The organism is Vibrio sp. B1Z05 (assembly GCF_052955985.1).
In genome coordinates this window covers 2,405,479-2,421,795 of the sequence record NZ_CP130463.1, presented here as the reverse complement: position 1 = coordinate 2,421,795, position 16,317 = coordinate 2,405,479, and the positions used below count along the sequence as shown (strand labels likewise).

Sequence of the window (16,317 nt, the reverse complement as noted above, 5' to 3'; positions counted from 1 at the left end):
TTATATATGCTTGTCACATTTTCACTCATTTCAAATCAAAAGTATGAACCTTTGTTACTTTACCATTACGAACCACCTCAAATTCGATACTTTCTCTTGGCATTTGTTGCAAAATTCGGTCACTTGCATCATATGCTTGCATATCTGAATAATAATCTTCAATGACTTTTATTGAGGTGCCACACTGTAATGCTACAGTGTGAATGTCTACATTAGCTTTTAATAATTTCGTTATATAATAATGGCGACATGAGTATAAGGTGTAATCGAAGTTTAGTTTACTCATTAGTTGTTTGAAAAATTTACTCCAACCAAGAGTTAGGTTAGGATGACTAGGTCGCCTAAATATAAATTGTTCTTTATCTATAGATTTAAAAAAAACATTATCATATTCATTGCTTAAAGAACTATCTTTATAGAATAAATGTTTCCCATTTATTGTTTGTGTCGATTTTTTATAGCTTTCATTTAAATGTTTGTATACGTTGGGGTTAAATTTCATATGTACTTTTAAAAAGAGACAAAATACACTTCTAGTTATTTGTATTGTTCTTGGTTTTTTGTGGTTTTCTGTTTTTGATTGAGGGAATGTTAGTTTGAAGTTGTTATTATCCCCATTTCTTTCTGTGATTTTGGATATGCATCCATATTTTAGCCCATCAATTTCTGTTCCAGGTCGACAACCAGTAAGCAATAGAAAGTCAAATGCAATAGATAATAAAAAACGATTCTGAGCTACTGTTTCATTCGCACTTTCATCAATAAATAGTGGTAAATTTCGTTTAATATTATCTAAATCTGTTTTACTAAAAGGTTTTCTAGAGTTGTGATCATTAAATTTCCCTTTATGATTAACATCAGGTATATCCCCCTTTTTTATCAACTCTTCATCGTAGGCATATGTAAAAATATCATTAATTATCTTTTTTAGATTACTCAATTTGGTTTTGTTTTTAGCTGTATTAAAGATTTCTTTTATCTGCTTACTTTTAAACTTAGTTATAGGCAGATCTCCATATGAAGGAAGGATATCATTTTTGATACATGCTATATGTGTTTTGGGCTGAGGATTTTTTTTGGAGCTTTGCTGGACGTCTTTATCCAGTTGCTCGATGATTTTTTGACAGATACTAGAAAGCTTGAGCTTTTTTGATGGTGCCTCAAGTTCTTTAGAAGGCGTACCATCCCTCATGTTAAAATAATGCCGATATGCTTGCTGTTCAGCTTCTTGTTCATTACTGGTTCTCAGGCTAAATCTACGCTCTATTGGAGCTCCTTGATAAGTGCCTCGAAGGTATAGATAGTAGTTTTTACTCTGCTTTTGCTTATAGATTGAAAGTCCTTTCTGAAGATGTTTGTAATGATAACCTTCATTGTCCATTTTTGCATAGTCCCTTGCATAGATTGTGTTTTTTAATTATAAGTTACTGTTATTAAAGGTGTCAACAGGTGGGCTATGCATTCAAAATCCGTTGCTTTCGAGCGTGGCGGTTCAAGTCCGCCCACCGGTACCATTATTTAAATGATAAAGCCTCGACGAAAGTCGGGGCTTTGTTGTATCTAGCGTAATCAAATAGTTAGCCTCCTTTCTTTACTTTATTTTCTGTAAAATCTCCCGCTAAAAGAAACCTTTCTTGTGTCTCTTTATATTCGAACGTTCTCTTTACGTAGCGTAAATTCGGGGTAATTAAGGGGAAGGTGGGCAAATAATGAGCTTTGCTTACGAAAGACGCCGTGAAATCATCCATGATGGCTTTGCTGTGGCTTCCTTGCCACAGAAACTTTCTCCAGCAAAACTCACTATTTGTTCATAAATACTCGTTAAATCGAGGTAATTTGATATTGAGCGTCGGATTTTGTTTTTGAGCCGTTATATAGTACGCGTAGAAAAATTTATCTTAGCTTGTATCGGTTTGTGCTATGAGCTCAGTTAAGCACTTTTATTATTCAAGCTATTCATTCCCATTTATAGGTACGTCATGGTTCGTGAACATCAACAAGAATTACAAAAACAGCTCTGGAATATTGCCAACACACTCAGAGGTAATATGTCGGCAGATGACTTCCGTGATTACATACTAGGGTTGATCTTCTACAAGTATCTTTCGGAAAAACTAAACACTTACTGTGACAACTTGCTTGCTGAAGATGGTATCAAGTTCGTTGAATCTGACGATGAGTTAATCAAAGAACTACATGAAGAGTGTGTTGAGAACCTAGGCTACTTCGTAGCTCCGAACCAGTTGTTCTCAAGCCTAGCTGAGCGTGGTCAGAAGAATGAGTTTATTCTTGATGAACTGAGCCGTGTACTTAACGACATTGAACAATCAACCACCTCTGCTGACTCAGCAGATGATTTCAATGGTTTGTTTGAAGAACTAGAACTCAACTCAAGCAAGCTAGGTAAGAACCCTGACTCTCGTAATAAGTTAATTAGTCAGGTTCTGGTTCATTTAGAGAACATCGACTTCCAGATTGAGAATACAGAGATTGATCTTCTTGGCGATGCTTATGAATATCTGATTGGTCAGTTTGCATCGGGTGCAGGTAAGAAAGCAGGGGAGTTCTATACACCTCAGCAGGTCAGTAAGATTCTTGCTAAGTTGGTGAGCATCGATGGTAATGTGAAGTCTGTATATGACCCTACGTGTGGTTCTGGTTCATTGCTACTTCGTGTTGCTCGTGAGGTTGATAGTTCAGGAAATAAAGCTAGTCACAATCTTCAATTTACAGGTCAAGAACAAAACCCAAGCACATTCAACCTTGCTCGAATGAACATGCTTATGCACGGTGTTCGCTACGATAAGTTTGATATTAAGAATGACGATACTCTTGAACACCCAATGCACCTCGATCAACGCTTTGATGCTGTTGTAGCTAATCCTCCATTCTCAGCTAATTGGAGTGCAAACGAACTACTACTGAATGATGAACGTTTTGCAGATTACGGCAAGCTTGCTCCTAAGACTAAAGCTGACTTTGCATTCGTACTTCACATGGTTCATCAATTAAACCAGAACGGTACTCTAGCTGTTGTAGTCCCTCACGGTATCCTGTTCCGTGGTGCGGCTGAAGGACATATCCGTAAACACCTAATCGAGAAGAAGAACTACCTTGATGCAGTAATTGGCTTACCTGCCGGTATCTTCTTTGGTACAGGTATCCCTACTTGTATCTTGGTATTTAAGAAGAATCGTACTCACACTGAAGACGTATTGTTTATCGATGGTTCAAACCACTTCGAGAAAGGTAAAGCTCAGAACCACCTGAGAGATGAAGATGTAGATCGTATCATTGAGGCGTACACCAAGCGTGAACCAGTAGAGAAGTTTGCTCATGTGGCTGACTTGTCTGAGATTGCCGAGAACGACTATAACCTCAACATCCCTCGATACGTTGATACCTTTGAGGAAGAGGAATCAGTAGATCTAGAAGCAGTAGCTACTGACTTGACTGAGCTTGAAACCGAGATGCATTCAGTTGATGCTGACATTGCTGACTTCTGTTCTCAGCTTAATATCAAAGCTCCATTCTAAGGTAGGTATGTCATGACAGAACATGTGAATGTGCCAAAACTTAGATTTGACGAGTTTAAGGAAAGTTCCCTTCAGCAAACCACTCTGAAAAACGTACTTTCTCTCTTTAATGGATTTGCATTCAAAAGCACGGATTCGGTGGGTAATGGTGTACGTTGGATCAAAATTGCTGATGTTGGCATCCAAGAAATTTCTGATAAGAATATCTCATATCTGCCAGTTGGGTTTCTAGAAAAGTATAAGAAATTCAAGTTGGATGAAGGGGATATAGTTGTAGCTTTGACTCGCCCTGTACTCAATGGAAAATTGAAAATTGCTTATATCGATGAGGAATCAAAAAACTCATTGTTGAACCAGAGAGTAGCGAAGTTACTATCAAACGAACACTTAGACTACGTTTACTATCAAGTACAATGTAATCGTGTGATTACAAGTATTGTTCAAAATATCGCTGGTACAGATCCACCGAACTTAGCTCCCTCTGAAATTAACCATATAAAGGTAAGCCTTCCGGTACTGCCTGAACAACAAAAAATAGCCTCATTCTTGTCAAAGGTAGACGAGAAAATCAGCCTACTTTCAGAGAAAAAAGATAAGCTCACTGAGTACAAGAAAGGTGTGATGCAACAGTTGTTCAATGGTAAGTGGGGCTATGTTGATGGGAAAGAAGATGGACAGCTAACCTTCATTCCACCAACTCTACGATTCAAGGCTGATGATAGCGAGTTTCCTGATTGGGAAGAGAAAACTCTGATTGAATTAGCAGATCAGCGTCTATCAAATGGTGTTTTCAACGACCCTAAAAGGATTGGTAAGGGCTATAAATTGATAAATGTAAAGGATATGTATTCAGGTAATTTCATTGATACATTGACATTATCACTCCTTGATCTAAGTGAAAAAGAATTTTCTAATAACCAAGTAAAGTATGGTGACATTTTCTTTACCCGTTCTTCACTCGTACCTAGCGGTATTGCCTACAGTAATGTGAATTTATCCAACGATGATGATATTACCTATGATGGTCATTTGATAAAATTCAGCCCTAAATTAGACATGATTTCACCTTACTACTTTGCAAACTACTTACGAAGTTATTCATCAAGAAAGGCTTTAATATCAAGAGGTAAGCAAAGCACAATGACCACTATAGGGCAAGAGGATATCAAAGATATTAGACTCTTGATACCGTCGTTAGCTGAGCAAACCAAAATAGCTAAATTTCTATCTTCCATCGATCGGAAGATAGACCTAACAAACTCTGAACTTGAGAAAGCCAAAGAGTGGAAGAAAGGCTTGCTACAACAGATGTTTGTTTAATTGAAAATGGAGAGTGGATAGTTGACAGTGATGTTTGCCACTATCAACCTTCAACCTTCAACTTACCACTTTCAACTAATAAAAGGCTCACCATGGACGGTGCAATAAAAATAAAGTCATACAACTTTTCACTACGGATTATCAAGCTGTATCAGTTTTTGCAGAGTGAAAAGCGTGAATATGTACTATCTAAGCAATTACTTAGAAGTGGTACTGCGATAGGGGCATTGGTACGAGAAGCTGAGCATGCTCAATCAAAAGCAGATTTTATTAATAAGATGAATATTGCTTTGAAAGAAGCCAATGAAACCGTTTATTGGCTGGAGTTGCTTAGAGATTCTGAATACCTGTCACATACGCAATCCCAGTCGATCATTCCAGATAGTATTGAAATACTTAAACTACTGGTTAGTATAGTAAAAACCAGCAAGCAAAATTTAAACAAATAGTGCTTATCTCTTTGCTCTATTTTTAGCTCTTAGCTATCAACTTTCACTTATCAACTTTCAACTATTATGACTCAATCAGAAGCACAACTAGAGAACGATCTCATTGCACAACTGAACACCTTTGGCTTTGAACCAGTGGTAATTGAGGATGCAAATGCACTCAAGGCTAACCTGAAGGTTCAGCTAGAGAGAGCTAATGATATTAAGTTAACTGAACGTGAGTTCGAAAGTGTGCTCATAAGCCTTGAGAAAGGCAACATCTTCGATAAGTCCAAGCGACTACGAGGTAAGGTAGATGTGGTTCACGAGGACGGTACAGTTAGTTACCTGACTCTGCTGTTTACTGAACCAGAGAAGAACATCTTTCAAGTTACGAACCAGATTACGATCCATGGTAAGTACGAGAACAGGTACGATGTAACCATACTAGTGAATGGTTTGCCTTTGGTTCAAATTGAGCTGAAACGCCGTGGCATTGAAATGGCAGAAGCATTCAACCAGATCAAACGCTACGACAAGCATAGCTTTGGTGCAGAGGGTGGACTGTTTAACTACGTTCAACTGTTTGTGATTTCTAATGGTGTAAACACCAAGTACTTCTCAAACAACCGAGAACTGTCATTCAAACAAACCTTCCACTGGACTGATGTAGAGAACCAGAAGATCAATGCTCTGCCTCAGTTTGCTAGTGCTTTCTTGAACCAAGAACACCTGACTAAGATGCTGTCACGATACATAGTGCAGAACGAGACAGGTAAGTTCCTTATGGTTCTACGTCCGTACCAGTTCTATGCTGTTGAGGCCATTGTGAACCAAGTGGCTACTACCAATAAGAATGGCTACATCTGGCATACAACAGGTAGTGGTAAGACACTTACTAGCTTCAAGACAGCTCAACTTCTCACACAATTGGATGATGTTGATAGAGTCCTGTTTGTAGTGGATAGGAAGGATCTGGATTATCAGACTGCCAAGGAGTTCAATTCATTCCTCAAAGGGTGTGTTGATAGCACCGACAACACCAAGAGTTTATTGAACCAATTTCTAGGCAAAGCAGAGAAGGGTAAAGCAGTTAATGAGAACCGTAACTCTAAGCTAATTGTTACCACACTTCAGAAGCTTAATAACCTAGTGACCAAGGGCCACTATAAAAAGCAGATCGAAGATATTGCCAACCAACGTATGGTGTTTATTTTTGATGAATGTCATCGGAGCCAGTTTGGTGAGACACACCAGAACATTGTTGAGTTCTTTAAAAATGCTCAGCTGTTTGGGTTTACCGGTACGCCTATCTTTGCCGATAACGCCACCACTAAGAAGATAAAAAACCAAACCACTAAAGCCGAGAAAAGCCACAAGAAAACCACCAAAGATCTGTTTGGTGAACGTTTGCATAGTTACGTGATTGTGGATGCGATTCGAGATGACAACGTACTGCCATTTGCCATTGAATATTACGGCAAGCTTAAACAGCGTGATACGGATCTAGACGTTGATGTTAGCAGTATCGATATTAGTGAGTTCTTTAGCTCGCCTAAACGGATCAGAAAGGTGTGTGAACACCTGATTGGTATCCATCGACATAAAACCAAGGGTCAGTTTAATGCCATGCTGTGTGTGGCTAGTGTGCCCGATTTGATCACTTACTACGACACGTTAAAAGCATTAAAAGAAGAAGGACAACATAAGCTTAATGTTGCCACTATCTACAGTTACGGGGTCAACGAAGAGGAAGAATATGAAGCTGACATCAATATAAAAGGCGTTAATGAAGCCAGCGCCAAATACCATAGCCGAGATAAGCTAGATTCTTATATTGATGATTACAATCATAACTTTGGCACTTCTTATTCAACCAAAGACACCGACAGTTTTTATAACTACTACAAAGACATTGCCAAGCGCACTAAAGATGGTGAAATTGATATCTTGCTGGTGGTGAATATGTTCTTAACCGGATTTGATGCGCCGGGATTGAACACCATTTATGTCGACAAAAACCTTAAATATCATGGTTTAGTGCAAGCCTTTTCTCGCACCAACCGCTTAAATGGCACCGTGAAGTCGCACGGCAACGTGATGTGCTATCGCAACCTTAAACCGCAAGCAGATGAAGCCTTTACCCTGTTCTCTAACAAGCAACCGATAGAGTACATAGAAGTCCCTGATCTTAATGGTTTAACCGACGACTTTGCCAAGGCTCTTGAGGCATTAAAAGCCATTGTGCCCGATGTACAAAGTGTTGATGACCTGCCCAATGAAGACCTGCAAGCCGGGTTTGTAAAACAGTTTCGCATCTTGATGAGACTGAAGAATCAACTGGAAACTTTCAGTGATTTTGATATTGAAACTCTGGGTATCTCTGAGCAGGAATTTGTCGATTATGCATCTAAGTACAGCGATCTCGCCAGAGAGCTGAAAAAAGGGCCAGCCGATAAAGCATCCATCCTAGACAATATCGACTTTGAACTTGAGTTGCTGCAACGAGATAACGTAAATGTTGGCTACATTCGTCACCTATTGCAAACCATGCTCGAAGAGCCAAGCAAAGAAGCCCAAGATAAAAAACGCCAAGTGATTGCTAACCTACTTGCCACAGAGCCATCTTTGCACAGTAAACGTGAACTCATCGAAGGCTTTATTGAGAAGAGCATGCAAGGCATCGTTCAGGGCGAAGAATTTGATGAGTATATCGAGGAGCAAAAGAAAAAAGAGCTGCAGCAGATTGTTCTAGAGGAGAATCTGGACACTGATAAGTTTAGCGAAATGATCATTGAACTCGAAAATGGTTTGGATGTTGAACGTTTGAAATCCGATGATATTGCTCAACTAACCACCGAGAGGATGACTTTTAGATCGAGAAGGACAATATTGCCTAGGATTAGCGATAGATTGAAAAGCTTTGTTGAAACTTTTGTTGAAGGGTTCTAGTGATATGAGAATCAAGAAGCCGATTGGTGAGATTACTTTTATCATACAGAACCTCTTTACTGATTAAGATAAACAGGCTTTTTCGAGGCTGTAACAGATTCTGTGTAATTGCCATTTAGTTAATGTGTTTTTCGAGACGTTCCTCGAACTCGATAATAAACCGACTCATAGCTTGACGCCAGTTTTGAATGGGCATCGTCCATTTCTTGCTGGCGTCTTTAATCGCTAGGTATACCATTTTTGTTGCAGCCTCATCGTTTGGGAAGATCTTCCGTTTTTTTAGTGCTTTACGTATCACGCTGTTGAGAGATTCAATAGCATTAGTTGTGTAGATAGCTCTACGGATATCTTCAGGGTAGTTGAACAGCGTGTTGAGGTTCTGCCAATGATTGCGCCAGGACTTGGATATTTGTGGATATTGACTATCCCAGGCTTCGCCAAAGCGCTCTAGCTCAAGTAAAGCCTCATCTTCTGTAGCTGAGCGGTACACACGCTTTAGGTCAGCTGTGACGGCCTTATAATCTTTCCATGACACATACTTTAATGAGTTTCGTACCATATGGACGATACACAGCTGAATATGCGTTTGGGGGAAAACTGTGTTGATGGCATCGGGAAAACCCTTTAATCCATCCACACAAGCAATAAGAATGTCTTCAACACCACGTTGATTGAGCTCAGTTAAAACACTCAACCAAAATTTCGCACCCTCGTTTTCTGCTATCCACATGCCCATGAGTTCTTTCTGACCATCAGTGTTAATACCTAGAGCGAGGAAGACCGACTTATTGATGATACGTTTGTCTTGGCGGATCTTGACCACAATACAATCGAGATAAACGATGGGGTAAATGGCATCAAGTGGCCTAGATTGCCACTCAACTATTTCTTCTATCACTGCATTTGTCACTCGTGATACGAGGCTCGGTGATATATCTGCGCCATACCATTCATCGAAGGCATTGACGATATCGCGAGTACTCATTCCTTGGGCATAGAGCCACAAGATTTTGTCATCCATAGAGGTAAATCGTGATTGGTGTTTTTTGACCAGTTTAGGTTCAAATGAGCCAAGGCGATCCCGAGGAGTATCGAGTTCAAACTCTCCATCTTCGGTTTTTACGCGTTTACTGCTCTTACCATTGCGGTAATTATTAGACTTAGAGGGCTGATGTTTTTCGTAGCCAAGGTGCGCATCCATCTCTGCATTGAGAGCAGCCTCAACCGTGATTTTCTTCAGCATTTGGCTGAACTCAGTTAAGTCTTCAGGAGTTTTAATTCCTTTAGCGGCTTCCTTAGCGAAAGCTTCAAGTTCTTTCTTATTCATATTGCCTATCCTTAGCCTTTAAGGCTTAGTTTAGGCAATTACACAGAATTTAGGACAGTCTCCAGATACGCCTTTCTTGCGTTGCCTATTTCTAACCACCCTAATTGCTTCTCCTGTAGTGAGTTTTTCAAGCGGTAAATCTAGTATTACATTGAGAATGTCAGCCATTGCGTTATTAGTGAACCTAAACCCAGTTGGTAACCCATTAAGTTCATCAAATGCTGCGTCAAAAGCAATGACAAAGTCTTTTATGTCAGAAGCGCGCCCCTGTAATACTGTTTCTGGGTATTCTGAGTGTGCTGGCTGAGGTTGTCGCTTTTCAAATTTAGCAATAGATTTCACTAAATCAGAACGGTTCGGCCAATATTTCAAATCGTATCGAGTCCCCAATAACCGTATTTGATCAGATACATGAGACTGATATAAATAGTTGTGCTCGTTAGCTTCCTCTACCATATCTAACACTGTCTGATAATCTGGTTTTCTGAATCCCGAATATTCAAAAAGTTCATTCTGTCTAGCTAATGCAGTGGAGAGACGACAAGCAAGAGTTTCAATTTCTTCACTGAGTTGATTTATCTCTTTTAATTCAGCCTTTGCTTTTTCAACTTCTATTTTTGCGTAATCAACACTAAACCAAATATGCTCAAGAATTAGCCAAACATAATCACAATATTGCTTGTCAGAGTAGCCATATTTACTAATGATCTCTTCATAAACTGTATTGAGCTCATACCTACGGTCGATCATTCTTTCCATAATTGGCCAGTAATTCATATATATTTTAGATTCTTTGAAATCTTCTAATTCTCGTTTGATGAACGCTTGACAGAAATCTGTAGGATTATTCTTGGGTAATAGCACTTTGTCATCCTTCTTTGTAACTTGTTGATGCCATTGTAGCTATATGATTTTTTGATGCCGTATCTAAGAAGAAAAAATTCAACATTACTCAGATCGATCTATCTTCAGTGACTAAATTTGCACTCTTTAATGTGTGCCAATAGTACTTTCTGGCATGCTACAGGCATGCTACAGGCAGGCACAAAAAAGGGGCTAGAAGCCCCTTACAGAATCGTTTGCGAATTATTGAGTCTTACTCAACCGTTACCGCTTTCGCTAGGTTACGTGGTTGGTCAACGTCAGTACCTTTGATTAATGCAATGTGGTACGACAGCAATTGCATTGGTACTGTGTAGAAGATTGGGGCAATGATTTCACTGACGTGAGGCATTTTGATGATCTTCATGTTTTCGTCGCCTTCAAAGCCGGCTTCTTCATCAGCAAAGACATACAGTAGACCGCCACGGGCACGTACTTCTTCAACGTTAGATTTTAGCTTCTCTAGTAGGTCGTTGTTTGGTGCAACGACGACTACAGGCATATCAGCATCAATTAGCGCTAGAGGACCGTGTTTTAGCTCGCCAGCGGCGTAGGCTTCTGCGTGAATGTAAGAGATCTCTTTCAGTTTTAGAGAGGCTTCCATTGCAATTGGGTAGTACTCACCGCGACCTAGGAATAGGGTGTGGTGTTTGTCTGCAAAATCAGGCGCTAGTGCTTCGATTTCTTTGTCGAAGGCTAGCGCTTTTTCGATAGCGGTTGGTAGCTCGTGCAGTGCTTTAACAATTTCTGTTTCTTGCGCGTGATCTACGCGACCTTGCAAGCGACCAATAGAGACTACCATCATTAGCATTGCTGCAAGTTGGGTTGTGAATGCTTTGGTTGATGCTACGCCGATTTCAGTTCCCGCGCGGGTCATGAAGGCGAAGTCTGATTCACGAACCAGTGATGAACCTGCCACGTTACAGATGGTCATTGCGGCCATGTAGCCTTTCTCTTTAGCTAGGCGTAGTGCGGCCAGTGTATCGGCTGTTTCACCTGATTGAGAAAGTGTCACTAACAAGCTGTTAGGGCGAGTCACGAATTTGCGGTAGCGGAATTCAGAGGCAATTTCTACGTCACAGCTTACGCCAGCGATAGATTCAAACCAGTAGCGAGCGGCCATACCTGAGTTGTATGAAGTACCACAAGCAATGATTTGTACGTGTTCTACTTTGCTTAGGATTTCTTCTGCTTTTACGCCAATCGCGTTAGTGATAACAGCATCGGCAGATAGACGACCTTCCATAGTGCTGATAAGCGCAGCAGGTTGCTCAAAGATCTCTTTTTGCATGAAGTGACGGTATTTACCTTTGTCACCGGCATCGTGTTCAGCGTTAGATTCGTGCTCTTCACGCTCAACTGCATTGCCTTCTGCATCAAAGATAGACACTTCACGGCGAGTGATTTCGGCAATGTCACCTTCTTCAAGGTAGATAAAGCGACGAGTTACGTTAAGCAGTGCTAGCTGATCAGAGGCTAGGAAGTTTTCACCCACACCTAGACCAATAACAATTGGGCTACCAGAGCGAGCAACTACGATGCGGCTAGGATCTTTACGATCAACGGCTACTGTGCCGTACGCACCTTCAAGTTGTTTTGCAGTTTTTTGTAGAGCTTCAATCAATGAAGCCGAAGTTCTCAGTTCCCACTCAACTAGGTGAGCGATAACTTCAGTATCTGTTTGAGAAGTGAACACATAACCACGTCCAGTTAATAGTTCACGCAGTTCTTCGTGGTTTTCAATGATGCCGTTGTGTACAACTGCAATATCGCCAGACATGTGTGGGTGAGCATTTGCTTCACTTGGTTCACCGTGAGTTGCCCAACGTGTGTGTGCAATGCCTGTACCGCCCGCAACGTGCTGCTCGTTTACGGCATCAGCAAGTTCTTGAACCTTACCTAAGCGACGCACGCGAGTTAGGTTTGATTCACTATCTACTACTGCAACACCGGCAGAGTCATAGCCACGGTATTCAAGACGGCGTAAACCTTCAACAAGGATTTCAGCTACATCACGTTGTGCTACTGCACCAACAATTCCACACATTTTATATTCTCCAGTTTGTCTTCTTTACCTGAGAGGAAGACCATAAGTACTAATTTAATTTTCTGCTCGTATGACACGAACAGACTTTGATTCGATAATTTCTTTATATTCGTCAGACAGGCTTTGATCGGTAATGACAATATCTATGTTGTCCCAAGCCAGTTCTAGGTTGGGGATACGTCGACCAATTTTGTCTGACTCGATCATCACGATCACTTGGCGCGACACTTCGGCCATGACTCGGCTTAAACCAATCAGTTCATTAAAGGTGGTGGTGCCTCGATCAAGATCCAGACCGTCAGCGCCAACAAACAGCTGATCAAAGTCATACGATCTTAAAGCGGCTTCTGCTACTTGACCTTGAAATGAGTCTGAATGTGCATCCCATGTTCCGCCTGTCATCAGTAAGGTTGGCTCACTTTCTAATTCGTTCAACGCATTTGCTGCGGTTAACGAATTAGTCATAACCACTAAACCTTTTTTGGTATTGAGCATAGAAATCAGAGCGCCAGTGGTGCTGCCGCTATCAATGACAATACGGTTGTGGTCACGGACAAGGGATACTGCAGTGGCAGCTAAAGAGCGTTTTTCTTCCGAGACAAGAAGGCTGAGTTCTTCAACCACAGTTTCGCTAGGAATAGAAACTGCGCCACCGTATCGACGTACTAGTTGTCCGCTTTGCTCTAAAGAGGCGAGGTCTTTACGAATAGTGACTTCAGAAGTGTCAAAGCGTTTTGCTAGTTCTTCAACCGTCACTTCTCCTTGTTGTTCAACTAAGGAGGCAATAGCACTGCGTCGAATTTGTGAGTTTCTCTTGGTCATGGGTGTCTGTGTTTCGTTTCGATTATTCAATTGTTTCACATCGAAAGTCATATGTCTATAAATCGAAACATAAACGAAATGGTTTATTTATAAGCTAATACATGTAGGGCATTACAGCTTGTGAATCGAAGTAGATAATTTTCATCGAGAATTATTAGGGCAATTCATGGCATAAACTTTCACTTTGAAGTCAATTTTAAACAGAGAATAGGTGAGTTAATTTGCTTGATTAGCGAATTTTTGTACGATCTAGGTCAAAAAATCTCTAATTTCTATTGGATAATACCCAGACTTATTTTACACTACAAAAAAACATTCAACCCTAATCGTTAGAAAGGTAGATTTATGAGACTGATTCCGTTAAGCAATGCTGAGAAAGTAGGTAAGTGGGCAGCGCGTCATATTGTTGAAAGCATTAATAAATTTCAACCAACTGCTGAACGACCATTTGTACTTGGTCTACCAACAGGTGGTACTCCATTAACTACATATAAAGCTCTTATCGATTTGTATAAAGCGGGTGAAGTTAGCTTTAAACACGTAGTAACTTTTAACATGGATGAGTATGTGGGTATTGATCCTAACCATCCTGAATCTTACCGTTCTTTCATGTACAACAACTTCTTTAACCACGTTGATGTACAAGAAGAAAACATTAACCTACTTGACGGTTTAGCGGATGATATCGACGCTCATTGCGCGGCATACGAAGCGAAAATGAAGTCTTATGGCAAGATTAACTTGTTCATGGGCGGCGTAGGCATTGATGGCCACATCGCATTTAATGAGCCTGGTTCATCTCTATCTTCACGTACTCGTATTAAGACGCTAACTGAAGATACTCGTATTGCTAACTCTCGCTTCTTTGATGGCGATATCACGCAAGTGCCTAAATACGCACTCACTATTGGTGTTGCGACTTTGCTAGATGCTGAAGAAGTGATGATTCTGTCTTTAGGTCACAATAAAGCACAAGCACTACAAATGGCGGTAGAAGGTTCTATCAACCACATGTGGACTGTAACTGCACTACAACTTCACAATAAAGCTGTGATTGTTGCTGATGAACCAGCACAACAAGAGCTTAAAGTGAAAACAGTTAAATACTTTAATGAGCTAGAAGCTGAGAACATTAAAGGTCTATAATTAAACCGATTATAGTAAAGCTAAAAAAACCACCGCAAGGTGGTTTTTGTGTTTTAAGAGGTGAGGTCATTCTCTTGGCATAGCTGAGCGACGATATCAGTGACCGCTAACACTAAAGTGGAACGCACCCTTTGAAAGTGGCGGGTTAAAAACATATCTAATGTTGCACCGTTCATGCCTTCAAGGAGTGTGGCATCAAACTCTAATGGAGTAATGCCTTTAATGGCGTTAATTCTATTTAATTCAAATAAAACATCGACTTCAGTAAAGCTAACATCATCCCCTTGAATTTTTGCCCACTCTCTTAGAGTGACGAATATTTCGATATCGTCATACACTTCTTTGGAGATACTTCCTAACCCTAGTAATAGCTTGGTACGAACTTGAATTTCGCCAAGAGGACCGTCGTTAGTCAGTAGTGGGTCGACCACAAACTTTACCGCATAGTCATCTTTGAAAAAGATGCTTTTTAGCAATGCATCAACGGTATCGTCTAATACATCGTAGGCGGTGAACAAGCACTCATGGGCACTTTCTGCTTCAGAAAGGGCTTCGAGTAACTCAGTTTCATTTTGTGGGGTTATGGGCATACAGTTCTTTATACTATGAGAAATAAACCTAAAAGGTGCTTCGTTTGAAGCACCTAATTTCGACGGTCATTTAATGGCTAGATAAGCTTGCTCTGCAAGTTTAACAACTTCAGCGTCAACATTCAGCTCAGAGTAATGAGCGAGTGTTTCGGCAAAACCTTTCTCGGCGAACATAGCTTGAAGCTCGACAGCTTGTGGGTCATCGTCATTCTTGTAGTGGAATGCAGCTGCAATACCTTTCAATAGATGTTCGTTAGGTAAGTTGTACTCTAGAGTACCATTTAATGGCTTAATTAAACGGTCTTGAGGACTCAATTTTCGAATTGGTTGACGGCCTACACGGTCAACTTCATCGCGAAGATAAGGGTTAGCAAATCGACCTAAGATTTTTTCAATGTATGCAGCGTGTGCCTTTGGATCAAAACCGTAACGACGGATAAGAACTTCGCCACTTTCTTGCATTGCTGCTTCTACTTCAGTACGAATTGCTTCATCTTCGATAGAATCTTTAATGGTTTCATGGCCGGCTAAAACACCGAGATAAGCTGTGATTAAATGACCTGTGTTCAATGTAAACAACTTACGTTCAACAAATGCCATTAAATTGTCAGTACATTCCATACCTGGAATATTAGGTACTTCTCCTTTGAATTGTGTACGGTCAACAATCCATTCGCTAAAGGTTTCTACCGTAACAGCTAGTGGGTCTGTTTCCCCTTCTTCTGCTGGTGGCACAATGCGATCGACCGCTGAATCCACAAAGCCAACAAATTGGTCTGCTTGTGCTTTTACTTCATCACTAAGGTGGCCGTAAACTGCGGTTTTTAGCTGGCTAGTACCGCGCACCATATTTTCACAGGCGATGATATTAAGTGGTGCTGTGTTTCCTTGCGAGAAACGCAGTTCAATACCTTGCGCTATGGTTTTAGAAATGATGTTTAATACAGTTGGACCAACTGCGGTGGTGACCATATCTGAGGCTGCAATACAATCAATCACTTCTGGGCTAGTTGAATTTACAGCAGTGACGTTGGACACTGTGTCAACAACACAGTCAGCGCCGACAACTTTCACTGGATATTCATTGCGCTCGATTAGAGCATTTACCACGGTTTCATTGACGTCTGTAAACGTAACTGTGATACCTGCATCCGCTAACAGTTTACCGATAAAACCACGACCAATGTTACCTGCACCAAAATGTAGAGCTTTCATAACAATACCTAAACAATAGAGATTAAAAATAAAAAAGAGGCCAGTAGAAAAC

At 40.5% G+C, this 16,317-nt stretch carries 12 protein-coding genes; 5 read left to right on the top strand and 7 right to left on the bottom strand.

The genetic code is table 11. The annotated features are described in order from the left end of the window. Positions 1-25 precede the first annotated feature (25 nt). Positions 26-1,381: a site-specific integrase gene (locus tag QV280_RS11030; RefSeq protein ID WP_021712364.1), complete on the bottom strand. Its 1,356-nt coding sequence runs from the start codon at positions 1,379-1,381 to the stop codon at positions 26-28. Positions 1,382-1,979: 598 nt separating this feature from the next. Between QV280_RS11030 and QV280_RS11025 the strand changes: the two genes are divergently transcribed. From QV280_RS11025 to QV280_RS11010, 4 genes are all read left to right on the top strand, one after another. Continuing rightward, positions 1,980-3,536, top strand: a complete 1,557-nt coding sequence (locus QV280_RS11025; RefSeq protein WP_152819407.1) for a type I restriction-modification system subunit M — start codon at positions 1,980-1,982, stop codon at positions 3,534-3,536. A gap of 12 nt (positions 3,537-3,548) precedes the next feature. After that, positions 3,549-4,856: a restriction endonuclease subunit S gene (locus QV280_RS11020; RefSeq protein WP_172972772.1), complete on the top strand. Its 1,308-nt coding sequence runs from the start codon at positions 3,549-3,551 to the stop codon at positions 4,854-4,856. Next, positions 4,820-5,305 carry a four helix bundle protein gene (locus QV280_RS11015; RefSeq protein WP_216643764.1) on the top strand — a complete coding sequence of 162 codons (486 nt, stop codon included), beginning with the start codon at positions 4,820-4,822 and terminating at the stop codon, positions 5,303-5,305. Before QV280_RS11020 ends, QV280_RS11015 begins: the two co-directional genes overlap by 37 nt. Before the next feature lie 63 nt (positions 5,306-5,368). Continuing rightward, positions 5,369-8,236 (top strand): type I restriction endonuclease subunit R, encoded by a 2,868-nt coding sequence (locus QV280_RS11010; protein WP_367869537.1) that lies wholly within the window; start codon positions 5,369-5,371, stop codon positions 8,234-8,236. 115 nt (positions 8,237-8,351) lie between these two features. Here the strand turns inward: QV280_RS11010 and QV280_RS11005 are convergent, their stop codons facing one another. From QV280_RS11005 to QV280_RS10990, 4 genes are all read right to left on the bottom strand, one after another. Then, positions 8,352-9,563: an IS256 family transposase gene (locus QV280_RS11005; protein WP_152819409.1), complete on the bottom strand. Its 1,212-nt coding sequence runs from the start codon at positions 9,561-9,563 to the stop codon at positions 8,352-8,354. A gap of 30 nt (positions 9,564-9,593) precedes the next feature. Then, positions 9,594-10,427 (bottom strand): hypothetical protein, encoded by an 834-nt coding sequence (locus QV280_RS11000; protein WP_216643765.1) that lies wholly within the window; start codon positions 10,425-10,427, stop codon positions 9,594-9,596. Between the two features lie 232 nt (positions 10,428-10,659). Then, positions 10,660-12,492 carry a glutamine--fructose-6-phosphate transaminase (isomerizing) gene (gene glmS, locus QV280_RS10995; protein ID WP_152819410.1) on the bottom strand — a complete coding sequence of 611 codons (1,833 nt, stop codon included), beginning with the start codon at positions 12,490-12,492 and terminating at the stop codon, positions 10,660-10,662. Between the two features lie 54 nt (positions 12,493-12,546). After that, on the bottom strand, positions 12,547-13,314 hold the full coding sequence (locus QV280_RS10990; RefSeq protein WP_023404159.1) for a DeoR/GlpR family DNA-binding transcription regulator: 768 nt from the start codon (positions 13,312-13,314) through the stop codon (positions 12,547-12,549). Positions 13,315-13,659: 345 nt separating this feature from the next. Here QV280_RS10990 and nagB point away from each other — a divergent pair, with 345 nt between their 5' ends. After that, positions 13,660-14,460: a glucosamine-6-phosphate deaminase gene (gene nagB / locus QV280_RS10985; protein ID WP_023404160.1), complete on the top strand. Its 801-nt coding sequence runs from the start codon at positions 13,660-13,662 to the stop codon at positions 14,458-14,460. Between the two features lie 53 nt (positions 14,461-14,513). Here nagB and QV280_RS10980 read toward each other — a convergent pair whose 3' ends face one another. Then, positions 14,514-15,050 carry an MltR family transcriptional regulator gene (locus QV280_RS10980; RefSeq protein ID WP_023404161.1) on the bottom strand — a complete coding sequence of 179 codons (537 nt, stop codon included), beginning with the start codon at positions 15,048-15,050 and terminating at the stop codon, positions 14,514-14,516. 66 nt (positions 15,051-15,116) lie between these two features. Continuing rightward, entirely contained in the window at positions 15,117-16,265 is a 1,149-nt protein-coding gene (locus QV280_RS10975) for a mannitol-1-phosphate 5-dehydrogenase (RefSeq protein ID WP_152819411.1), read from the bottom strand. Positions 16,266-16,317 lie beyond the last annotated feature (52 nt).